21 protein-coding genes are annotated in these 20,603 nt (G+C 65.8%); 16 read left to right on the forward strand and 5 right to left on the reverse strand.

Annotated features, from left to right (window positions below):
• Window positions 1-244 precede the first annotated feature (244 nt).
• Together N551_RS0131320 and N551_RS0131325 are read right to left on the reverse strand one after the other, a co-directional pair.
• Window positions 245-1,669, reverse strand: coding sequence for a methyl-accepting chemotaxis protein (locus tag N551_RS0131320; RefSeq protein ID WP_027570277.1), 1,425 nt, complete (start codon window positions 1,667-1,669; stop codon window positions 245-247).
• A 109-nt stretch (window positions 1,670-1,778) separates the two neighbouring features.
• Window positions 1,779-3,527, reverse strand: a complete 1,749-nt coding sequence (locus N551_RS0131325) for a methyl-accepting chemotaxis protein (protein ID WP_027570278.1) — start codon at window positions 3,525-3,527, stop codon at window positions 1,779-1,781.
• 206 nt (window positions 3,528-3,733) lie between these two features.
• Here N551_RS0131325 and N551_RS0131330 point away from each other — a divergent pair, with 206 nt between their 5' ends.
• The 7 genes from N551_RS0131330 (at window position 3,734) to N551_RS0131360 (ending at window position 8,993) form a co-directional block, all read left to right on the forward strand.
• The gene (locus tag N551_RS0131330) at window positions 3,734-4,480 is read left to right on the forward strand and encodes a YebC/PmpR family DNA-binding transcriptional regulator (RefSeq protein WP_027570279.1); all 747 of its coding nucleotides are present in this window, start codon (window positions 3,734-3,736) and stop codon (window positions 4,478-4,480) included.
• Between the two features lie 71 nt (window positions 4,481-4,551).
• Complete coding sequence (gene ruvC, locus N551_RS0131335; protein ID WP_007599969.1) at window positions 4,552-5,079, forward strand: crossover junction endodeoxyribonuclease RuvC; 528 nt, start codon at window positions 4,552-4,554, stop codon at window positions 5,077-5,079.
• Window positions 5,076-5,693, forward strand: coding sequence for a Holliday junction branch migration protein RuvA (ruvA, locus tag N551_RS0131340; RefSeq protein WP_027570280.1), 618 nt, complete (start codon window positions 5,076-5,078; stop codon window positions 5,691-5,693). The genes ruvC and ruvA overlap by 4 nt, the downstream gene beginning before the upstream one ends.
• Before the next feature lie 155 nt (window positions 5,694-5,848).
• Window positions 5,849-6,883 carry a Holliday junction branch migration DNA helicase RuvB gene (gene ruvB / locus N551_RS0131345; protein ID WP_197031222.1) on the forward strand — a complete coding sequence of 345 codons (1,035 nt, stop codon included), beginning with the start codon at window positions 5,849-5,851 and terminating at the stop codon, window positions 6,881-6,883.
• Window positions 6,884-7,012: 129 nt separating this feature from the next.
• Window positions 7,013-7,930 (forward strand): metallophosphoesterase, encoded by a 918-nt coding sequence (locus tag N551_RS0131350; RefSeq protein WP_027570282.1) that lies wholly within the window; start codon window positions 7,013-7,015, stop codon window positions 7,928-7,930.
• A 113-nt stretch (window positions 7,931-8,043) separates the two neighbouring features.
• Window positions 8,044-8,448, forward strand: a complete 405-nt coding sequence (ybgC, locus tag N551_RS0131355; RefSeq protein ID WP_051462976.1) for a tol-pal system-associated acyl-CoA thioesterase — start codon at window positions 8,044-8,046, stop codon at window positions 8,446-8,448.
• Window positions 8,449-8,525: 77 nt separating this feature from the next.
• Window positions 8,526-8,993, forward strand: coding sequence for a nuclear transport factor 2 family protein (locus tag N551_RS0131360; RefSeq protein ID WP_027570284.1), 468 nt, complete (start codon window positions 8,526-8,528; stop codon window positions 8,991-8,993).
• Between the two features lie 117 nt (window positions 8,994-9,110).
• Here N551_RS0131360 and N551_RS0131365 read toward each other — a convergent pair whose 3' ends face one another.
• Window positions 9,111-9,830: a type 1 glutamine amidotransferase gene (locus N551_RS0131365; protein ID WP_027570285.1), complete on the reverse strand. Its 720-nt coding sequence runs from the start codon at window positions 9,828-9,830 to the stop codon at window positions 9,111-9,113.
• A 23-nt stretch (window positions 9,831-9,853) separates the two neighbouring features.
• Window positions 9,854-10,780: a LysR family transcriptional regulator gene (locus N551_RS0131370; RefSeq protein WP_027570286.1), complete on the reverse strand. Its 927-nt coding sequence runs from the start codon at window positions 10,778-10,780 to the stop codon at window positions 9,854-9,856.
• Window positions 10,781-10,931: 151 nt separating this feature from the next.
• On the opposite strand from N551_RS0131370, the gene N551_RS0131375 reads away from it, so the two are divergent.
• Genes N551_RS0131375 through N551_RS0131415 form a run of 9 tightly spaced genes read left to right on the forward strand, consistent with a single transcriptional unit; the run spans window position 10,932 to window position 19,699 of the window.
• Window positions 10,932-11,888, forward strand: coding sequence for an N-carbamoyl-D-amino-acid hydrolase (locus N551_RS0131375; protein ID WP_081747991.1), 957 nt, complete (start codon window positions 10,932-10,934; stop codon window positions 11,886-11,888).
• 35 nt (window positions 11,889-11,923) lie between these two features.
• Window positions 11,924-12,748 (forward strand): ABC transporter substrate-binding protein, encoded by an 825-nt coding sequence (locus N551_RS0131380; RefSeq protein ID WP_027570288.1) that lies wholly within the window; start codon window positions 11,924-11,926, stop codon window positions 12,746-12,748.
• Entirely contained in the window at window positions 12,745-13,602 is an 858-nt protein-coding gene (locus N551_RS0131385) for an amino acid ABC transporter permease (protein ID WP_027570289.1), read from the forward strand. Before N551_RS0131380 ends, N551_RS0131385 begins: the two co-directional genes overlap by 4 nt.
• On the forward strand, window positions 13,599-14,363 hold the full coding sequence (locus N551_RS0131390) for an amino acid ABC transporter ATP-binding protein (protein WP_027570290.1): 765 nt from the start codon (window positions 13,599-13,601) through the stop codon (window positions 14,361-14,363). The genes N551_RS0131385 and N551_RS0131390 overlap by 4 nt, the downstream gene beginning before the upstream one ends.
• Before the next feature lie 14 nt (window positions 14,364-14,377).
• Window positions 14,378-15,193 carry an ABC transporter substrate-binding protein gene (locus N551_RS0131395; RefSeq protein ID WP_027570291.1) on the forward strand — a complete coding sequence of 272 codons (816 nt, stop codon included), beginning with the start codon at window positions 14,378-14,380 and terminating at the stop codon, window positions 15,191-15,193.
• Window positions 15,180-16,064 (forward strand): polysaccharide deacetylase, encoded by an 885-nt coding sequence (locus tag N551_RS0131400; RefSeq protein ID WP_027570292.1) that lies wholly within the window; start codon window positions 15,180-15,182, stop codon window positions 16,062-16,064. Before N551_RS0131395 ends, N551_RS0131400 begins: the two co-directional genes overlap by 14 nt.
• Before the next feature lie 8 nt (window positions 16,065-16,072).
• Window positions 16,073-16,723 carry an aspartate/glutamate racemase family protein gene (locus tag N551_RS0131405; protein WP_027570293.1) on the forward strand — a complete coding sequence of 217 codons (651 nt, stop codon included), beginning with the start codon at window positions 16,073-16,075 and terminating at the stop codon, window positions 16,721-16,723.
• Window positions 16,724-16,745: 22 nt separating this feature from the next.
• Window positions 16,746-18,329 carry an ABC transporter substrate-binding protein gene (locus N551_RS0131410; protein WP_027570294.1) on the forward strand — a complete coding sequence of 528 codons (1,584 nt, stop codon included), beginning with the start codon at window positions 16,746-16,748 and terminating at the stop codon, window positions 18,327-18,329.
• Window positions 18,326-19,699, forward strand: coding sequence for an amidohydrolase family protein (locus N551_RS0131415; RefSeq protein ID WP_027570295.1), 1,374 nt, complete (start codon window positions 18,326-18,328; stop codon window positions 19,697-19,699). Before N551_RS0131410 ends, N551_RS0131415 begins: the two co-directional genes overlap by 4 nt.
• On the opposite strand, the gene N551_RS0131420 is transcribed toward N551_RS0131415, so the two are convergent.
• Complete coding sequence (locus N551_RS0131420; protein WP_027570296.1) at window positions 19,689-20,603, reverse strand: LysR substrate-binding domain-containing protein; 915 nt, start codon at window positions 20,601-20,603, stop codon at window positions 19,689-19,691. The two genes, N551_RS0131415 and N551_RS0131420, sit on opposite strands and share 11 nt — an antisense overlap.

The raw sequence follows: 20,603 nt of genomic DNA on the forward strand, positions 1-20,603 counted from the left end.
CCACTGGCTCGCATCGCGTGGCTCCGACAAGGAGAGAAGGGAGGGACTGGAAATTTCGGAATAATAGCACTCTACGCCTGTTTTGCCCGACGCCGCAAGCGCTTCAGAGACGCCTGGATCGACGATCATCGGGCGCTTAAGCCATTGATTTCACTCCCCCCGGCTACTGTGCATGGGGTTGTTTTCGAGGTTTTTGATTCAGGGACGCCATCGCGTCGCCGCCGCAACCGCGTCGCGACGACCCTCAGCTCTGCCGAAAGCCCATCCGGAAGGCGCCCCAGTGCTTGCCGCGGATCATGATCGGCGAGGACAAGTCCTTCATCAGCACGAACTGCCCGCCGCCCATGTCGCGGCGATAGGTCTGGAGCAGGAACGGCTTGGTGTTGGCCGCGACCTTCTGCACCGCGCGATCGGTGAACAGGCGGCGGTTGCGGCAATTGGCGTTATTCCAGACCGGGTCCTTGCCCTGCGGCAGGCGGTAGTTCGGGTTGTGCGTCGGCAGATAACCGCCCTTGGCCCAGGCGACACAGAACACGATGCGGGGATCGGACTTCTGGATCGGATCCTGGATCGCGGGCAGCACGCGGTCGGTGAATTCGACGTAGTTGGTGTTGTACTGCTTGGGATCGGTGCCGGGGATTTCCCGGTAGTTCTGGTCCATGAACTGGTCGAGCGTGATCTCGCCGCGGCCGATGGCGGCTTCGAACTCATCCGAGATCCGCTTGGCGGTCTCGACAACGGTGCGGATCAGCGGCGCATCCGATGTCTCGACGCCGCTGTCGGCGATCAGCGCGATCAGGCCTTCGGACGTGTCGAGCAGTTTGGTCACGCGCTGATCGGCGTTCTTGAGATCGCGTGAGGAGAGGTCGACGCCCTTGGCGAGCTCGTTCAGCTCGCTGATGACGGTGTCGCAATGTCCGAGATTGGAGGTTGCCGCGCGCGTGACGCTGCCGATCTCCGCTTCCACGGAGGCGAAGCCCTGCTGGACCCGCGAGATGATGCCGGAGATCCGTTGGGCACCTTCGCCGGCCGTCTTCGCGCGCTGCGAGGCGTCGCTGCTCTCGCCGATCAGGCCTTCGATCTGGCCGTCGAGATCGCGCACGGTGTCGGAGATCTGGTGTGTGGCCTGGCGGGTGGCCTCCGCGAGGTTCTTGACCTCGCTTGCGACCACCGCGAAGCCGCGGCCGGCATTGCCGGCGCGTGCCGCCTCGATGGTGGCGTTGAGCGCGAGCAGATTGGTCTGCTTCGCGATCGCCTCGATCGAGCCGGACACTTTTGCGACTTGCGCCAGCGCGGAGCCGACGGCGCTCAAGCGCGCCTCGATCCGGTCCACCGCCGCGACGAGCTCGGAGATATGGCTGACCGCGGCGTCGACCGCGCCGCGCGACTGCGCGATCTCGCCGACCGCCGCTGACGTCGTCGTTTGCACCGCCTGCGACGCATTGGCGATGTCGTGATTGGCCGAGACCATCGTCTCGGCGGTTTCCTGGAGGTGATGGAACCGGTCCGACTGGTTCGCGACGCGGTTGGCGACTTCCTGGACGTTGCCGGCGATGTCAGCGAGTTCCACGCCGAGGCCGCCGATGCGGTCGGCGAGCTGATCGATCAGCCGTTCGGCAAGCGTTCGGTTGGAGCCGGTGTCCAGTACTGCAAGTTGTACGAGGGACATGTCTTGAGAGTCCTCCAGTCAGAGCCGTTCGCCGGCTCTCCGCGGCATTCCCATTCCAATATCGATCTTAGGAGGTGATTCGCGCTTTGGCGTCTTGCCTGAGCGCGCACTAGAGCTTGTAGGCCGTCCTGAATCCGCCCCAGTGCCGGCCCTGCACGCGGATCGGAACGTCGATCTCGCGCATCATCACCGTATTTCCGTTGCCCATGTCGCGCGCATAGCTCTGCACCAGATACGAGCGCAGGTTGCGCGCGGCAGCCAACCCAGCCGGATCGTTGAACATCCGCCGGTTGCGGCTGTTGGCCGTGTTCCAGGCGGCATCGCCCGGCCGCTGCGGATGCGAATAGATCCTGTTGTGCACCGGCAGGAAGCCGTTGCGATCGACCATGGCGCAGAACGCCATGCGCGGGTCCTTTGCCAGAAAGGCTTCCTGGAACGCCGGCAGCGCGCGGTCGGCCCAGTCCAGATATCTGGTGCGGTACTGCTGCGGATCGGTGCCGGCGACCTCGACATAATCGGTGTCGAAGAGGTCGTCGATCTTGACGTCGCCGCGGGCGGCCGCCTTCTCGAAGATCGCGGTCAGTGCGTTGCCCGCTTCCATGGCGCGGGTCACGAATTCCGTGTTCTCCTCATGGATCGACCACAGCCGGTCTTCGATCTTCTCGCGGAGCTCGGCATTGGGACTAACGAAGTGCGCGCGGGCGCCGGCCTTGGATTGCTCGACCACGCGCAGGCGGCAGGCGCCGACGCCTTCGAGGGTGCCTTCGACCATGGCTTGCGATGCTAGGCAGCCCGAATCCGCGCCGCCGATCAGCACGCCGTCCATCGATATCTCGTAGACCGGCATCACGCCGCGCGCGGTCTCGAGCTTGAGATGGCAGGGCAGCCGCTCGGTCTTGCGGCGGTCGTCGTGCTCGCTCTGCTTGAGCAGCACCGCGCAGCGCGATTTCAGCTTCTGCGCGAAGGTGGTGACCGCCCTGCCGGCGCTGGCGACGTTCTCGCCGTGGCTCTCGGCCGCCTTGGTCGCAGCATCGATCTCGGCTGCGCTTTCGCCGACCGAGATGATGAACTCCGACGCGCTTGTCGCGTTGCCGGAGACTTCGCTGGTGGTGGCGTTCTGTTCGGCGACCGCGCCGTTGACGGTCTCGAACACCGGGCGGATCGCCTCGATCGCCTGCGAGATGCGGTGCACCGCATCAGCGGAGCCGGCGGCGTCGCGCTGCAGCGCGTCGATCTTTTTGGTGATCTCCTCGGTCGCGCCCTGGGTCTGCACCGCGAGTGCCTTGACCTCGGTGGCAACGACCGCGAAGCCTCTTCCCGCCGCACCCGCGCGCGCGGCCTCGATCGTCGAGTTGAGCGCGAGCAGCGTCGTCTGCCGCGCGATCTGTGCGATCAGATTGACGACGTTGCCGATGGCGGCCGAGGATTCGCGCAAGCGATCGACATTGGCGCGGGCTTCCTGTGCCGCGGCGCTGGCCTCGTCGGCGAGCTTGCCGGCCTCGCGAACCTGCGCCCCGATGCCCAGTGCCGACTGGGTGAATTTGTCGGCGGCATGGGCGAAGGTGGAGGCGTTCGATTGCGCGGCGTTGGTCCGGCCGGTCAGCGCGTCGGTGCGGTCGCGGATGGCGGCAAGCGTCGTGGCGGTCGCCTCGGCGCCGCCGGCCACCGAATTGGCGGCGCGCTCGAGCTGGCGAATCATGGCGCCCAGCTCGAGTTCCAACAGTTCCAGGATCTCCTTGGCCGAATCGCCTTCGACGGCCGCGGCAGGCTCGGAATTGGCCGCCGGCTGTGCAGCCTGCGGGGCAGCCGCAGTTGCAGTCATGTCCGGCAGACGCTTCCGAAATAGTCCGAATGCCATCAGGTCTCTCTTGTCGGGGGACGGTCGGACGCTATTTTCGCAGGCTGGAATGAAATCAGGGTTAACGATGCCTGACATCTAGGCACGGGCCCGTACGGTGTTACCTTAAAGTCGTAGAGCCTCTTTCTTTCCGGGGGGGTGGCGGCCTATAAGGCCGCGCTTCCCACGCTCACCTTGGCGCACGATTCCCCTAGAGAAGATCACGCATGGCCGGACATTCCCAATTCAAGAACATCATGCACCGCAAGGGGCGGCAGGATGCCCAGAAGTCGAAACTGTTCGGCAAGCTGGCGCGGGAAATCACCGTCGCGGCCAAGCTGGGGACGCCCGACCCCAACATGAACCCGCGCCTGCGTGCGGCCATCACGGCGGCGCGCCAGGAGAACATGCCGAAGGACAATATCGAGCGCGCCGTCAAGAAGGCGCTCGGTAATGACGGCGAGAACTATGACGAGATCCGCTACGAGGGTTACGGACCCGGCGGCGTTGCCGTCATCGTCGAGGCGCTGACCGACAACCGCAACCGCGCGGCTTCCGACATCCGCTCCTTCTTCACCAAGTCCGGCGGCAATCTCGGCGAAACCGGCTCGGTGTCCTTCATGTTCGACCGCACCGGCATCGTCGAATACGACCGCAGCGTCGCCTCTGACGATGCGGTGCTGGATGCCGCGATCGAGGCCGGCGCCGACGACGTGATCTCGAGCGAAGCCGGCCACGAGATCTATGCTTCGACGGAAGGCTATCGCGACGTCGCCAAGGCGCTGGAAGCCAAGTTCGGTGAGCCGCGCAAGGCCGCGCTGATCTGGAAACCGCAGAACACGGTCGCGGTCGACGACGAGACCGGCGAGAAGTTGTTGAAGCTGATGGACCTGCTCAACGAGCACGACGACGTCCAGCACGTCTACGCCAATTTCGAGGTGTCGGACGCGCTGCTGGCGAAGATGGGCGGGTAGGGGGCCACTTCCCCTGTTACTTCCGTTCTGTTTCTGTTTCCCCCACGGCGGCCAGCCGCTATCACTGGCCCATGACGACGCTCCCGATTCGTGGCCCCGTTCGCATCATCGGCATCGACCCTGGCCTGCGCCGTACCGGCTGGGGCGTGATCGAGGCCGAGGGCAACCGCCTGATCTACGTCGCCTGCGGCTCGGTGGAGCCGCCGGACGATTTGCCGCTGGCGAGCCGGCTGCTCGCGATCCATGAGGGGCTCGCCGCCGTCCTGTCCGGTCACAAGCCGATGGAAGCCGCGGTCGAGCAGACTTTCGTCAACAAGGACGGCGTCGCGACGCTGAAGCTCGGCCAGGCCCGCGGCGTCGCCATGCTCGCGCCCGCGATGTTCGGCATCAGCGTTGCCGAATACGCGCCGAACCAGGTGAAAAAGACGGTGGTCGGCGCCGGCCACGCCGACAAGCAGCAGATCGCGATGATGCTCAAGATCTTGCTGCCCAAGGCCGATCCGCCGTCCGCGGACGCCGCCGACGCGCTCGCCATTGCCATCACCCATGCCCATCATCGCCAGAGCACCGCGCTGCGGCTGAAGGTGGCCGGCTTATGATCGGCAAGCTCAAGGGCCTGATCGATTCCTACGGCGAGGATTTCGTCATCCTCGACGTCGGCGGTGTCGGTTATCAGGTGCATTGCTCGACGCGCACGCTGCAGCATCTGCCCTCGCCGGGCGAGGCCGCCGTGCTGTCGATCGAGACCTATGTTCGTGAGGATCAGATCAAACTGTTCGGCTTCCGCAGCGACCAGGAACGCGAATGGTTTCGCCTGCTCCAGACCGTGCAGGGCGTCGGCGCCAAGGTCGCGCTCGCCGTGCTCGGTACGCTGCAGCCGTCCGACCTCGCCAACGCGATCGCGTTGCGCGACAAGGCCGCGGTGGCGCGCACGCCCGGTGTCGGCCCCAAGGTCGCGGAGCGCATCGTCACCGAACTGAAGGACAAGGCGCCGGCCTTCGCCAATGTTGATCCGGCGGTCGTGCACCTCGCCGGGGCCGTCGACGACCAGCGCGCGCCGCGACCCGTGGCGGACGCGATCTCAGCGCTGGTCAATCTCGGCTACGGCCAGCCGCAGGCGGCGGCCGCGATCGCATCGGCCGCGCGCAGTGCAGGCGAGAGCGCCGGGACCGCGCAGCTGATCCGGCTGGGCCTGAAGGAGCTGTCGAAGTGAGCGCGGAAATGGTCAATCTCGTAGGGTGGGCAAAGCGAAGCGTGCCCACCATCTATGGAGCGATCAGCGACATGGTGGGCACGGCGCGAAGAGCGCCTTTGCCCACCCTACGATTTTCGGGAGTCCGCTGAGTGAGCGATCCCAAGGCCAACCGCATGGTCACGCCCGAGCGCCGCAGCGATGATGTCGGCGACACCGCGCTGCGCCCGCAATCGCTGTCCGATTTCGTCGGCCAGCAGCAGGCGCGCAAGAATCTGTCCATCTTCATCGAGGCGGCGCGCAAGCGCGGCGAGGCGCTGGATCACGTGTTGTTCGTCGGTCCCCCCGGCCTCGGCAAGACCACGCTGGCGCAGATCGTGGCCAAGGAGCTCGGCGTCGGCTTTCGCGCCACGTCGGGCCCGGTGATCGCCAAGGCCGGCGATCTCGCCGCACTCCTCACCAATCTCGAAGAGCGCGACGTGCTCTTCATCGACGAGATCCATCGCCTCAGCCCTGCAGTGGAAGAGGTGCTCTATCCCGCGATGGAGGATTTCCAGCTCGACCTCATCATCGGCGAGGGCCCGGCGGCGCGCTCGGTGAAGATCGAGCTGTCGAAATTCACCCTCGTCGGCGCCACCACGCGCGCCGGCCTGCTCACCAATCCCTTGCGCGACCGCTTCGGCATTCCGATCCGGTTGAATTTCTACACGATCGAAGAGCTTGAGAGCATCGTCACCCGTGGCGCACGCGTGCTCAACGTCGGCATGAGCGCGGATGGCGCCAACGAGATCGCGCGACGCGCGCGCGGCACGCCACGCATCGCCGGCCGGCTGCTCCGCCGCGTGCGCGATTTCGCCTCGGCAGCCGATGCCGACAGGATCGATCGCAAGATTGCCGATCACGCGCTGAGCGCGCTCGAGGTCGATGCCGCCGGCCTCGATGCGATGGACCGCCGCTACCTCACGACCATCGCGCAGAACTATGGCGGCGGCCCGGTCGGCGTCGAGACGATGGCCGCCGCACTGTCCGAGCCGCGCGACGCGATCGAAGACATCATCGAGCCCTATCTGATCCAGTGTGGCTATCTGCAGCGGACCCCGCGCGGCCGCCTGCTCACCTCGCACGCCTTCCGCCATCTCGGGATAGCCGAGCCCTCGCGCGATGCGGCGGCACAGTTCGGCCTGTTCGGCACCGACGAGAGCGACGACTGATCTGGGCAAGTGCAGCCTACTCGGGCCGTCATGAATTTCCGGTCATCTCGTGCAGAGGGTCTGCACAAACGCACCCCATTTCCGCTCCAATAGGATCGCATCAAGAAGCCGCATCACGATCGGGCTGCCATGATCACGCGCCGTCATTTCTTCCGTTCCATCGGCGGCCTGTCCGCCCTCGGTGTATCGACCGCGGCCTATGGCGTCGGCGTCGAGCCGATGCTGCGGCTTCGGGTCACCCGCTATCATCCAACCCCGCGGCAATGGCCTGCGGATTTTCCGCTGAAGATCGCCGTGATCGCCGACATCCACGCCTGCGATCCCTGGATGTCGCTGGAGCGAATCGAGGCCATCGTCGATCGCACCAATGCGCTCAACGCGGATATCATCGTGCTGCTCGGCGACTATGTCGCGGGCCTGCACCAGGTCACGCGCATCATTCCGGCGAACGAATGGGCCAAGGTGCTGGCCGGCCTGAAAGCGCCGCTCGGCGTCCATGCCGTCATGGGCAACCACGACTATTGGGCGGACCGGACCGTGCAGCAGGCCGGCCACGGGCCGACGGTCGCGCATCGCGCGCTGGAGGCGGCCGGTATTCCCGTCTACGAGAACGACGTCATTCGGCTCACCAAGGATGGTCGCGCGTTCTGGCTCGCCGGCCTCGGTGATCAGCTCGCCTTTCTGCCGGCGCGACGCTTCCGGAGCACGGGGCGCTTCGGCGCCGACGATCTCGACGCGACGCTTGCCAAGGTCAGCGACGATGCGCCGATCATCCTGCTCGCGCATGAGCCCAATATCGCGCCGCGCGTGCCCGCCCGCGTCGCGTTGCAGCTGTCCGGCCACACCCATGGCGGTCAGGTCCGCCTGCTCGGCTGGTCGCCGGCAGTTCCGCCGCAGCACGGCCTCCGGCTCGCCTACGGGCATGTCCGGCTGAAATGCGACGTCATCATCTCCGGCGGCCTCGGTTGCAGCATCATGCCGCTCCGCGTCGGCGTGCCGCCGGAGATCGTCGAGGTGACGCTGGGTCGGGGGCCTTTGATCGTCTAGCCGCGCTTGCGCAGCCGGCCGTTTTTGCGCAAAACGGTCTGGTTACCGAAAGCGAAGAGGCTCGTGACGTGACAGCTCATCTCGACGGCGAGATCCGCGACGGCCGCCACCACATGCAGGTCCGCGTCTACTACGAGGACACGGATTTTTCCGGCATCGTCTATCACGCCAACTATTTGCGCTTCATGGAGCGCGGACGGACCAATCATCTGCGGCTGATGGGCGCCGAGCAGCAGGCATTGTTCGAGCAGGCCGAGACGGAAGACGCAAGCTTCGCCTTCGTGGTGCGCTCGATGCATCTCGATTTCCTCAAGCCTGCCCGGATGGACGATGTGCTCGATGTCGTGACCTGGCCGGTCGCGGTGAAGGGCGCCTCCATCATGCTGGCGCAGGAGGTGCGCCGCGGCGAGGAGGTGTTGGTGAAGGCCGAGGTGCGCGTCGCCTTCATCAGCGGCGGCCGCGCCCAGCCGATCCCGAAATCGATCCGCGCCTTGATGAAGGCTGATCTGATTTCGTGATCGGGCGATAGCGGACGGCCTCTCGACTCCCCCGCGCGCGGCGATAGATTGCACTCCCGCCAACCGATGAGGCCATCATGTCGCGCCCGCCGCTTCCGCCCTTTACCCGTGAGACCGCCGCGCAGAAGGCGCGTATGGCCGAGGATGCCTGGAATTCGCGCGACCCGGTGCGCGTCTCGCTCGCCTATACCGAGGACAGCCGCTGGCGCAATCGCTCCGAGGTTTTTCAGGGTCGCGAAGCCATCGTCGCGTTCCTCACCCGCAAATGGGAGAAGGAGCACGACTACCGCCTGATCAAGGACCTCTGGGCGTTCGACGATAGCTGCATCGCCGTGCGCTTCCAGTACGAATGGCACGATGCGAACGGCCAGTGGTACCGCTCCTACGGCAACGAGCAGTGGGAGTTCGACGAGCACGGCCTGATGCGGCGGCGCGAGGCTTCGATCAACGACGTGGTGATCGCGGAGAAGGACCGGCGGTTTCACTGGCCGGCACCGGGGCCGCGGCCGGCGGATGTGGCGGGGTTGGGGACGGATCCGTTCTGAGCCTTGCTAACAACTCTCGCCCTCATGGTGAGGAGCCGCAAAGCGGGGTCTCGAACCATGCAGGCCCCGTTGCTGCATCCGGGCCTCGATTCTTCGAGACGCGCGCAAGCGCGCTCCTCAGGATGAGGGGATGGATTTGCGTGCCAGAAACCTCGTAATCGCCCCACCAAGCTTGGCGTGGTCCATCGGCTTCGCCAGCGACTCCCTCGCGGTGGCGACGACCGCGTCCGGCGCCTTGCCGTCGCGCAGCTCGCAGCACACTTGCGCAAACCCCAAGTCGAACTCCGGGTGCGGCTGCAGGGTGAGCGTCGCGCCGTTGGCGTAGAGCAGGCCGGCATGCGGGGTGAAGTCGGAGGAGAGGATGGTCAGCGCATCGTTCGGCGGCTCGATCACCTGGTCCTGATGCGAGCAGGCGATGGCGACCGCTTCGCCGTCGACGACGCCGTTGTCCGGCAGCACCTGATAGACGTGCCGGCCGATGCCCCAGCCCTTCTCCGATTTGCGCACGGTGCCGCCGAGCGCCTGTGCGATCAACTGATGACCGAAGCAGATGCCGACCATCGGTGTCCTGCTGGCGTAGGCGGTGCGCACGAAATCTTCCAGCGGCGCGATCCAGTCGAGCCCGTCATAGACGCCGGCAGCCGCGCCGGTGATCAGCACCGCCTCCAAATTGCGCGGATCCGGAAGCGCATCGCCGTTCGGGATGCTGACGATCTCGACCGTGGCTGTCGGATCCTCGGCGCGGACCATGCGCTCGAACATGTCCGGGAATGAACCGTGGCGCTCGCGATATTTTTGTGGGACCTGCCCGGTCTCGATGATGGTGATGCGTGCCATGTGCCCTCCGGTAAAGGTCAAGCTCAGTCGCTTCCTGCCCCATGTTGCTGGTGTGGCGCTGTGGGCTCCAGCAGCGCACTCTCTTTCCGGACCTCGTTGAGAAACGCCTTGGCCAGGCGCGACAGCGGCTCTGCTTCCGACCATAGCATATAGGCCACCGCGTGCGTTGTCGGCGCGAACGGCCGCACGACGAGGCCGGTCCCGCCGTTCTGCCGCGGCGAGAAGGGATCGACCACCGCGGCGCCGACGCCGGCGGCGGCGAGCACGCAGGCCGTGTTGCAGTAGCGCACCTCGACGGTCGGCCGGAACGGCGCGCCGGCACGGGCGAAACTGTCACGCACGGCCTCGCCGAGCCGTGTGCCGCGCTCGAGCCCGATGAAGGGCAGGCCGGACAGGTCAGCTGCCGAGATCACAGGCCGGTCGGCGAGCGGGTGCTGCGGCGGCAGCACGCACACCATCTCGCCGGTGTGCACCACCTCGTGGGCGATGCCTGGATGATGTGTCAGCCCGAGCGCGAAGCCGAGCTCGGCGACGCGGTTGAGCACGCCTTCGATGATTCCCTCATAGCGCCGCACGTCGAAGAACACCCGTGTCTCCGGGCGACGGCGCAGGAAACCTGACAGCGCCGAGGGGATGATGCTGTAGGCGAGCGGCGGCGTCGCGACCAGCGCGAGATGCCCGGAGCGGTTCTCGCGCAGATCGCGCACGCGGCTCTCGAGCTTTGCGTGCAGCGCGAAGATCGCCTCGCTCTCCTTGTAGAGCGCCATCGCTTCCGTGGTCGGAAACAGCCGGTTGTTGACGCGTTCGAACAGCGCAAAACCTGCCTGCGCCTCCATCGTCTTCAGCGCGTTGCTCACGGCAGGCTGCGACAACGCCAGTTCGTCGGCGGCCGCAACCGTGGTGCGGTGGCGGATGACGGCGCGGAGAATCTCGAGCTGGCGCAGGTTCATATCACTGCCGATTATACTCTGGGCCAAAACATCATAGCAGAACGAATTGATTTTGCAGCCCCGCTTCCGCGTAATGGCAGCGGATTTGCACGTCGCATCAAAGGGTTCATTCGCCCATTGAGGCGCCACTGCGCACAGATTGGAGGCAATCTTGGTTCGTGTCCTTCGCGCCGCCGCCGCACAGATGGGGCCGACGCAAAAAGCCGATACGCGCGAGCACACGCTGTCGCGGATGCTTGCGCTGCTGGAGGAGGCGGCCGGCCGCGGCGCCAGCCTCGTGGTGTTTCCCGAGCTTGCCTTCACCACGTTCTTTCCGCGCTGGTTGCTCGAAGGCGAGGCGCTCGACCATTATTTCGAACGCGGCATGCCGAACCCGAACGTCGCCGCCTTGTTCGACCGTGCACGTGCGCTGCGCGTCGGCTTCTATGTCGGCTATGCCGAGCTGACGCCGGATGGACGCCGCTACAATTGCGCCGTCCTGGTCGATCGCGACGGCGAGCTGCTCGGCCGTTATCGCAAGGTGCACCTGCCGGGCTCGGTCGAGCCGCGGCAAGGTGCGCGCTACCAGCAGCTCGAGAAACGCTATTTCGACTATGGCGATCTCGGCTTTCCGGCCTTCCGCGCCGGCTCGGCCTGGGCCCACGCCATCATGGGTATGATGATCTGCAACGATCGCCGTTGGCCGGAATCCTGGCGCGTGCTTGGCCTGCAGGGCGTCGAGCTCGTCTGCATCGGCTACAATTCGGCGGCCTATGATCCCAATGGCGGCAGCACGGAAGATGCCTCCTTGCGCACCTTCCACTCCACGCTGGTGACGCAGGCCAACGCCTACATGAACGCGACCTGGGCGATCTCGGTGGCGAAGGCGGGCGAGGAGGACGGCTCCGGGCTGATCGGCGGCTCCTGCATCGTCGATCCCAATGGCCGCATCGTCGCGCAGGCCGCAACGCTGACCGACGAGGTGATCGTCGCCGACATCGATCTCGACCTCTGCCGCCAGGGCAAGGACAAGATGTTCAACTTCGCCGCGCACCGGCGGCCGGAGCAATACAGGGTGATCACCGAACGCGCCGGCGTCATCGAGCCCGCGGTTCTCGACGCAGACTGACAGGACGTTCCAACAACGTTGGCAAAGGAGCCGATATGACGCGCCTCTCGTATTTCCTCGGCATCGCAGCGCTGGCGGCCGCGACGTCCGCGCAGGCGGCGGAGCTTCCAGCCGAGATCAAGCAAGCGGGCGCGTTGAAGCTCACGGTCAACTCCACTTACGCGCCGATGGAATACCGCGATCCCGCGACCAATGAGCTCGTCGGGCTCGACGTCGATCTGGCAAACGAACTGGCCAAGCGCCTCGGCGTGAAGATCGTCTGGAGCGAGACGCCGTTCGCGGAATTGATCCCGTCGCTTCAGACCAAGCGCGCCGATTTCATCATCTCCGGCATCTCCGATCGCGCCTCGCGGCGCGAGACCGCGGATTTCGTCGATTATCTCGGGACCGGCCCGCAGTTCTTCGTCATGGCGGAGAACGAAGCCAAGGCTGCGACCGATCTCTGCGGCAAGAAGGTTGGGACCACCCGCAGCACCAGCTTCCCGGTCGAGATCGAGAAGTGGAGCAAGCAGAATTGCGAGGCGGCCGGCAGGCCAGTGATCCAGTACGTGCCGGGCGAGAACTCGATCGACGTCCGCAACCAGCTCAAGCAGGGCCGCATCGACGCCGCCGTACAGGGCAGCGAGACGCTGCCTTATGCGCAGACGCAGGAACCCGGCAAATACCGCGTGATCGGCGAGCCCTTTGCCAAAGGATATCAGGGCATCATGTTCCGCAAGGACGATGCGGTGCTTCGCGAGGCGGTGACGGAGAAGCTCGCGGCGATGATCGCCGACGGTTCCTACAAGGCTGTCCTCGACAAATGGGGTCTCGGCGCCAATGCGGTCGTCCAGCCCATGCTGAACGCGGCGTCGCAATGAAGACGGCACCGGCACTCGCGGAGGGTTTTCCTGACCTGTCGGGGATGCGGATCGCGCGCGAGCCGCACTGGTTTCGCTGGCTCAGCGCCGCGCTGATCGTTCTTGTACTTGCATTGATCGTGCGCGCGTTTGCGGCCGGCCAGATCGAATGGTCCTATGTCAGCCGCTTCCTGACGGCAAAGGTCATTCTCGAAGGCATCGTCAACACCATGGTGATGGCGGTGCTGGCGATGGCGCTCGGCATCTTCCTCGGCGTCGTCATCGCGATCATGCGGCTGTCGCCCAACCCGGTGCTGAAGACCGTCGCCGCCGGCTACACCTGGCTGTTCCGCGGCACGCCGCTGATCCTGCAACTGCTGCTGTGGTTCAATCTCGCGCTGGTGTTTCCGACCATCGGCATTCCCGGCCTGTGGAGCGCGCGCGCCGTCGACGTCATGACGCCGTTCCTTGCCGCGCTGCTCGGGCTCGGCATCAACCAGGGCGCCTATACGTCGGAAGTGATGCGCGCCGGCATGCTGTCGGTCGATATCGGGCAATATGAGGCCGCGCAGGCGATCGGCATGGGACGCTTGCGTGCGCTGCGCCGGATCGTCCTGCCGCAGGCGATGCGCGTGGTGATCCCGCCGCTCGGCAACGAGTTCATCGGCATGGTGAAGGCGACCTCGCTCGCCAGCGTCATCCAGTATCCGGAACTGCTGCACAACGCGGAAAACATCTACTACGCCAATTCTCGCGTGATCGAGCTCCTGATCGTGGCCGGGCTCTGGTACCTGCTCGTCGTCTCGGTCCTGACGCCGCTCCAGATGCTGCTCGAACGCCGTTTTGCGCGCGGCACATTGCGGCTCGCGCGATGACAAAACCCCTCGTCGCGATCCGCTCCGTCAGCAAGAGTTTTGGAGAGTTTCAGGCTCTCAAGAATGTCTCGCTCGACATCCGGCCCCGCGAGGTGATGTGCCTGATCGGCGCCTCCGGCTCCGGCAAGACCACGCTGCTCCGCTGCATCAACCAGCTCGCCGCGATCGACAGCGGCGGCATCTGGCTCGACGGCGAGCTCCTGGGCGTGCGCGAGCAGGGCGGACGGCTCCATCGGCTTAGCGAGCGCGAGATCGGGCGGCAGCGGCTGAAGACGGGCATGGTGTTCCAGCGCTTCAACTTGTTTCCGCACAAGACCGCGCTCGAAAACATCACCGAAGGTCCGCTCCAGGTTCAGGGTCGAAAATCCGACGAGGTGCGTGCGGAGGCGATCGAGCTGCTGCGGCGTGTCGGATTGTCGGCCAAAGCGGACTGGTATCCCGCCCAGCTCTCCGGCGGCCAGCAGCAGCGCGTCGCGATTGCCCGTGCGCTTGCCATGAAGCCGATGCTGATGCTGTTCGACGAGCCGACCAGCGCGCTCGATCCCGAGCTCGTCGGCGAGGTCTTGGCGGTCATGAAGGAGCTGGCGCGGAGCGGCATGACCATGATGGTCGTGACGCACGAGCTCGGCTTCGCGCGCGAGGTCGCCGACCGTGTCGTCTACATGGACCAGGGCGCGATCATCGAGCAGGGGCGCGCATCCGATGTCTTGGGCGCGCCGCGCGAGGAACGTACCAGAGCATTTCTTTCGGCAGTGATCTGAATGGGGGCGTATCGATGAAGAGACTTCTGGTTACGGCGGCACTCGTTGGCGCCATGAGCGCTCCGGTCATGGCAGTCGAGCTGCCGGCGGAGATCGCCAAGCGCGGCAGCATCAAGGTCGCGCTGGTGCCGAACTATCCGCCGATGGAGTTCCGCGATCCCGCCACCAACGCGTTGTCAGGCTTCGACATCGATCTCGGCGAGGCCATCGGCCGCAAGCTCGGCGTCAAGATCGAATGGCAGGAGACCAGCTTTGCCGAGTTCATGCCGTCGATCTCGACCGGGCGGGTGGACGCCATCCTGTCCGGCTTCACCGACTATGCCAGCCGGCACGAAATCGCGTCCTTCGTCGATTATCTGCGCAGCGGTCCGCAGTTCTTCGTGCAGCAGTCGCGCAAGGCGGAGTTCAAGGACGCAGCCGCGCTCTGTGGCAAGAAGGTCGGCGCCAGCCGCCGCACCATGTTCCCGGCACAGATCGCGGCCTGGAGCGAGAAGAATTGCGGCACCAATCCGATCCAGTTCGTCGGGACCGACGGCTCGGCCGATGCCCGCACCCAGCTCAGGCAGGGCCGCATCGATGCCGCCGCCCAGGGCAACGAGACGCTGCCCTACATCATGGACCTCGAGCCCGGCACCTATGCGACTGTGGGCGAGCCCATCGCGCAGCAATTCACTGGCATCGCTCTGCCGGTCAAGGAAAAGGCGCTGCAGCAAGCCATGCTGGAGGCAGTCGACGCGCTGATCGCGGACGGCACTTATCGTACGCTGCTTGCCAAGTGGAAACTGACCGACAACGCACTCGAAAAGGCGACCCTCAATGCTGGACAGTAACGCACTCCAGAGCATCCCGCTCACCCCAGCCAACACCGCGGATCCTGCGCCGGAATACCCCTGGCCGAGGCCGTACAATTCGGCGATGTTCCTGTCGTTCGACGTGGACGCGGAGAGCGCCTGGACCAGCAAGGACGCGGTGCACGCGCAGCGGCTCATCACCATGAGCTATGGCGGCTATGAGGCGCGCGTCGGCACGCCGAAACTGCTGGAGCTGCTCGACCAGCTCGATCTCAAGGCGACCTTCTTCGTCACGGGATGGTCGGTCGACGCGCATCCGGCGATGGCCGAGTCCATTCTCAAGGCCGGTCACGAGATCGGCCACCACGGTTATCACCATCTCCTTCCCGATCCCGGCGATCCCTGGATCGAGGAGGAGCTCGAGCGCGGCTTCGAGGCACTCAAGCGCCGGCTTGGCGTCAGGCCGACCGGCTACCGCGCGCCCTACGGCGAGTTCACCGAGGAACTGCGGGTGGCGCTGGTGCGCCACGGCCTCGTCTACACCTCCTCGTTTCGCGACGACGTGCGGCCCTATCGCCATCGTCTCGCAGACGGCAAGCCGGGCACGATCGAACTGCCGGTGACCGCAAGCTATGACGACTGGATGCACGGCCTGTCCGCGCGCTTCAGTCCGCGCTCGATTTTTCCCAAGGAGCATGTGCTTTCGATCTGGAAGGACGAGCTCGACGAAACCAGAGACTGGGGCGCGATGGTGACGACCGTCCTGCATCCGCAATGCAGCGGCCGACCGATGCGGCTGCGCCTGCTGCGTGAGTTCCTGACTTATGCAAAGTCGTGCCCGGACGTCTGGATCACGACCGGTGAGAAGATCGCGGCCAACTTCCTGCGCCACGAGGCCGGCAAAAGTTGAGCCACGCCATGACCCGCATCCTCGTCATCAACCCCAACTCCTCCGCATCGGTGACGGCGGCGATCGATGACGCCGTCGCGCCGCTGCGCATCGCTGGCGGACCCGAAATCGAGGTCGTCGGCCTTGCCGAGGGGCCGCCGGGCATCAGCTCGCAACGCGACGCCGACAGCGTTGTGATGCCGCTGGTCAACCGGGTGTCGCGCGACGATGCGGATGCCTTCGTGCTCGCCTGCTTCAGTGATCCCGGCCTGCATGCGGTGCGCGAGGCGGCCGGCGGGCGCCCGGTGATGGGCATCGCCGAGTGCGGCATCTTTCGCGCGCTGATGCTCGGCGAGCGCTTCGGAATCATCGCGCTGTCACCGTCGAGCATCCGCCGCCAGCAGCGGATGGCACGGGTCATGGGCGTCGACAGCCGCTATGCCGGAAGCTGGTCGGTCGGCGCGAGCGCGGCGGAGACGGCAGGCGCGGACATCCGGGGACGGTTGATTGAAGCCGGCCGCGCGCTTGTCTCGCAATGCCGTGTCGACGTCGTGGTGATGGGCTGCGCCGGCATGGCCTCGCATCGCGCGGCGATTGCGGATGCCATCGGTGTGCCCGTGGTCGAGCCGGCGCAGCAGGCGGTGGCCGCTGCGATCGGCGCGGTCTTGCTGAACACGTAAGATCCTTCAGGAGCCTCTCGCAATGCCCGTCTCCCGTCGTTCGCTCCTCAAGGCCGCAGCCGCTGTGCCGGCGCTGTCATTCCCGGGTATCGTCCGTGCCGAATCCCAGACCACGCTGCGCTTCATTCCCGTCATCGACCTCGCCTTCGTCGACCCCATCTATTCCACGGCGCAGGTGTCGCGAAACCATGGCTTCATGGTCTACGACACGCTCTATGGCATGAGCTCCTCCCTGCAAGTCTCGCCGCAGATGCTGTCGGGCCATGTCGTCTCCGGCGACGGCCTGCAATGGGACCTCAGTTTGCGCGACGGCCTGTTCTGGCACGACGGCGAGCGCGTGCTTGCCCGCGACTGCGTTGCCAGCATCCGCCGCTGGGCCGCGCGCGACGGCTTTGGCGGTGAGCTGATGAAGGCGACGGACGAGCTGTCGGCCGCTGACGACCGCACCATCCGCTTCCGCCTCAAGCGTCCATTCCCGCTGTTGCCGCAGGCGCTCGGCAAGGCCGCGATCAACGCGTGCTTCATGATGCCGGAGCGGCTGGCGAGCCAGGATCCGTTCAAGCCGCTGACCGAAGTGATCGGCAGCGGCCCGTTTCGCTATCTCGCCGCCGAGCGCGTGCAGGGCGCGCGCAACGCGTATGCCAGGTTCGAGCGCTATCAGCCGCGCAGCGACGGCAAGCCGGATTGGACCGCGGGTCCGAAGATCGTGCATTACGATCGGGTGGTCTGGACCACCACGCCCGATGCCGGCACCGGCGTCGCCGCGCTGCAGACCGGCGAGCAGGACTGGCAGGAGACCACGCCGCACGACCTGCTGCCGATCATCAAGGCTGCCGGCGACATCGAGACGCGCATCCTCGATCCTCGCGGCTATGCCTGCATGCTGCGCCTCAATCATCTACAGCCGCCGTTCGACAATCCTGCCGTTCGCCGCGCGCTCCTCGGGGCGATCGATCAATCCGCCTTCATGACCGCGGTCGCCGGGACCGATCCGAACTTCCAGGTCTCCCCCATCGGCTATTTCGCGCCGAATACCCCGATGGCCAGCGATGTCGGCCTCGATGTCTTCCGCGGCCCGCGTGACTACGCCAAGGTGAAGGCCGATCTCAAGGCCGCGGGGTATAGTGGCGAGAAGATCGTGGTGCTCGTGCCCACCAACTCACTGGCGCAGAAGCCGCTTGGCGAGATCGCCGTCGACTCCTTGCGCAAGGCCGGCATGAACGTCGAATATGCCGGGCTCGATTTCGCCGTGGTGCTGCAACGCCAGCTCAAGAAGGATGCGCTTCCGCAGGGCGGCTGGAGCGCGGCGGTCGGCAACTGGCAGGGCATCGATTGGCTCAATCCGGCCGGCAACACCAACATCCGTGGCGAGGGCAAGGTCGCCGGCTGGTATGCGAGCGAGAAGATGGGAGCCTTGCGCAGCCAGTGGCTCGCGGCCTCCGAGCTCGCGGAACAGCAGCGCATCTGCCGCGAGATCCAGGCGGTGGCGTTTCAGGAAATCCCCTATATTCCGATCGGCCTGTACAAGCAGCCGACCGCCTATCGCAAAGCTATCACCGGCATTCTCGACGGCACCGCCGTCTTCTGGAACGTACGCCCCGCATGAGCACCTCAGCAATTTTCGGCAGCTATGTACTGTCTCGCAAGGACGGCGCGCAGGACGTGTTGCGCGACCGCTGGGTCCTGATCGAAGGAAAGACGATCGCCGCGGTCACGCGCGACAAGCCGCACGCGGACGAGGTGCATGACCGCCCCGGCCGTTTCGTTCTGCCGGGCCTCCTCAACCTGCACAATCACTGCTTCTCGGAAGCGGTGGCGCGCAGCCACACCGAGGACGGCAATGGCCGCAAGAACAACCAGAGCATCGTCTACACGGTGCTCTTGCCGCTGACCAAGCGCGGTGCAGATATCTTGTCGGCGGAAGAGCGCATGGCGGTCGCGCGGCTCGGCATCCTCCAACTCCTGAAGGGCGGCGCCACCACGGTGATGGAGCCGTTCCGGAACTCGATCCCGGAGATGTTCGACGCCGCCGAAGAGATGGGCATCCGCTTCTATGGCGCGCCCTATCTGTTCTCGACGTCGGACGCCAAGGCCGGCCCCGACGGCGTGGTGCACTATTCCGGCGATGACGGCACAGCCGACATGGCGACCTGGGATGCACTCTACCAGCGCTGGAACAATCGCGGCGACGGTCGCATCGGCCTTGCGATGAGTCCGCATGCCACCGACACCTGCGGGCCCGATCTCTTGAAGGCCTGTGCCGCGCGGGCGCGCGAGCTTGGCGTGCCCATCACGACGCATATGGCGCAGAGCCGTGCCGAGGTCGAAACCATTGGTAAGCGCTATGGCGGCCGCACGCCGGCGCAATATCTCGACTGGCTCGGCCTGCTGGCGCCCGATCTGATGGCGGCGCACTGCATGTTTAGCACCGACGACGATCTCAAGCTGATGGCCGCGCGCGGCATGACGGTTCTCAACTGCCCGCGCGTATTCGCCCGCGCCGGCGTCACCGCCGCGTTCAGCCGGTTTGCGGAACACGGCGTTCGCACCGTGGTCGGCACCGACGGCTACAACATGGACCTGCTCGGCGAGCTCAATGCGGCGTCGCTGATCTCCAAGATCACTTCGGCGCGGGCTGACGTCGCGAACGCGCCCGAATTGATCGAGGCGAACACGGCAATCGCCGCCGATGTCATCAAGCGGCCCGATCTCGGCCGGATCGAGCCGGGCGCGACCGCCGACCTCACCATCGTCGATCTCACCCATCCGCATCTTCAGCCGCTGTTCGACCCGCGACGCGCACTGATCGCGCTCGCGAATCGCGCCAATATCGATCAGGTCATGGTCGACGGCCGCATGCTGGTCGATGCCGGCCGCTATCTCGGCGCTGACGAGGCGGCGATCACGGCGGCGGGGACTGCTGCGATCGGCAAGATCTGGGACCTGCCGGAGGCGCAGGCGGCGTTCAACGGCTGAGAGCTCCCTCGTCGAATTCGGCGAGCGACTTGCGCATGGTCTCGACCAGATCCAGCGCCACCGGCGAGGGGCTGCGCTGCGCCGGAAACACGGCGGAGAATTCGAAGTCGATGCGCGGCAGGAAGCGGCGGACGACGACGCCGCGCGTGGAAAATTCCTGCGCGGTGAAGGGATCGCAGATCGCGACCCCGAGCCCCGACGACACCATGCCGCACATGATCTCCGAGAGCGTGGTCTCGACCCTGAGCACGCGGCGGACATCGTGGCGATGGAAGACCTGATCGACGAGGTGGCGGCTCGACGAGCCCGCCGACAGCGAAATGAAAGTCTCGCCCTCGAAATCGCGGGGCTCCAGCACTTCCTTTTCCGCGAGGCGGTGACCGGTGGGCAGTACAGCCACACGCGCGGGCGCCGGCAGCTTCTGGCTCGGCAAGCCGGAATGCGCGATCGGCACCTCGGCAAAGCCGACGTCGCATTGGTTGTTCAGCACCCAATCGACCACGATCGGCGAGATCACACCGAAGAAAGCGAGGTTGAGGTTGGGACGCTCCTTCAGGAAGTGCCCGGTGAGCCGCGGCAAATAGCCATTCGACAATGCTGGAAGTGCCGCGATCCGCAGTGAGCCGGTGCGGCGGCCCCGGATTTCCTCGGCTGCCGCCGTGATCCGTTCAAGGCCGACGAAGGAGCGCTCGACTTCGGTGTAGAGCGCCATGGCCGCAGCGGTCGGCACGAGGCCGGTGCCGCGCCGCTCGAACAGCTCCATCTTCAGCAGCGCCTGGAGGTCGCGGAGCAACCGGCTGACCGCCGGCTGCGTCACTTTCATCAGCGCCGCCGCCTCCGTCACGCTTCCGGTCAGCATCGTCGCCCGGAAGGCTTCCACCTGCCGCGAATTGATCCTCGCCAT

The sequence above is a fragment of the Bradyrhizobium sp. URHA0013 genome (assembly GCF_000518345.1).
GTDB lineage: Bacteria > Pseudomonadota > Alphaproteobacteria > Rhizobiales > Xanthobacteraceae > Bradyrhizobium.

What these genes read in the sequence shown, in the direction of transcription:
- N551_RS0131380 (WP_027570288.1), top strand. Translation starts at nt 11,924, where the DNA reads ATGACGCGCCTCTCGTATTTCCTCGGCATCGCAGCGCTGGCGGCCGCG.
- N551_RS0131350 (WP_027570282.1), top strand. Translation starts at nt 7,013, where the DNA reads ATGATCACGCGCCGTCATTTCTTCCGTTCCATCGGCGGCCTGTCCGCC.
- N551_RS0131320 (WP_027570277.1), bottom strand. Translation starts at nt 1,669, where the DNA reads ATGTCCCTCGTACAACTTGCAGTACTGGACACCGGCTCCAACCGAACG.
- N551_RS0131330 (WP_027570279.1), top strand. Translation starts at nt 3,734, where the DNA reads ATGGCCGGACATTCCCAATTCAAGAACATCATGCACCGCAAGGGGCGG.
- ruvB (WP_197031222.1), top strand. Translation starts at nt 5,849, where the DNA reads ATGGTCACGCCCGAGCGCCGCAGCGATGATGTCGGCGACACCGCGCTG.
- N551_RS0131325 (WP_027570278.1), bottom strand. Translation starts at nt 3,527, where the DNA reads ATGGCATTCGGACTATTTCGGAAGCGTCTGCCGGACATGACTGCAACT.
- N551_RS0131395 (WP_027570291.1), top strand. Translation starts at nt 14,378, where the DNA reads ATGAAGAGACTTCTGGTTACGGCGGCACTCGTTGGCGCCATGAGCGCT.
- ruvA (WP_027570280.1), top strand. Translation starts at nt 5,076, where the DNA reads ATGATCGGCAAGCTCAAGGGCCTGATCGATTCCTACGGCGAGGATTTC.
- N551_RS0131405 (WP_027570293.1), top strand. Translation starts at nt 16,073, where the DNA reads ATGACCCGCATCCTCGTCATCAACCCCAACTCCTCCGCATCGGTGACG.
- ybgC (WP_051462976.1), top strand. Translation starts at nt 8,044, where the DNA reads ATGCAGGTCCGCGTCTACTACGAGGACACGGATTTTTCCGGCATCGTC.
- ruvC (WP_007599969.1), top strand. Translation starts at nt 4,552, where the DNA reads ATGACGACGCTCCCGATTCGTGGCCCCGTTCGCATCATCGGCATCGAC.
- N551_RS0131385 (WP_027570289.1), top strand. Translation starts at nt 12,745, where the DNA reads ATGAAGACGGCACCGGCACTCGCGGAGGGTTTTCCTGACCTGTCGGGG.
- N551_RS0131415 (WP_027570295.1), top strand. Translation starts at nt 18,326, where the DNA reads ATGAGCACCTCAGCAATTTTCGGCAGCTATGTACTGTCTCGCAAGGAC.
- N551_RS0131370 (WP_027570286.1), bottom strand. Translation starts at nt 10,780, where the DNA reads ATGAACCTGCGCCAGCTCGAGATTCTCCGCGCCGTCATCCGCCACCGC.
- N551_RS0131400 (WP_027570292.1), top strand. Translation starts at nt 15,180, where the DNA reads ATGCTGGACAGTAACGCACTCCAGAGCATCCCGCTCACCCCAGCCAAC.
- N551_RS0131365 (WP_027570285.1), bottom strand. Translation starts at nt 9,830, where the DNA reads ATGGCACGCATCACCATCATCGAGACCGGGCAGGTCCCACAAAAATAT.
- N551_RS0131360 (WP_027570284.1), top strand. Translation starts at nt 8,526, where the DNA reads ATGTCGCGCCCGCCGCTTCCGCCCTTTACCCGTGAGACCGCCGCGCAG.
- N551_RS0131410 (WP_027570294.1), top strand. Translation starts at nt 16,746, where the DNA reads ATGCCCGTCTCCCGTCGTTCGCTCCTCAAGGCCGCAGCCGCTGTGCCG.
- N551_RS0131390 (WP_027570290.1), top strand. Translation starts at nt 13,599, where the DNA reads ATGACAAAACCCCTCGTCGCGATCCGCTCCGTCAGCAAGAGTTTTGGA.
- N551_RS0131420 (WP_027570296.1), bottom strand. Translation starts at nt 20,603, where the DNA reads ATGGCGAGGATCAATTCGCGGCAGGTGGAAGCCTTCCGGGCGACGATG.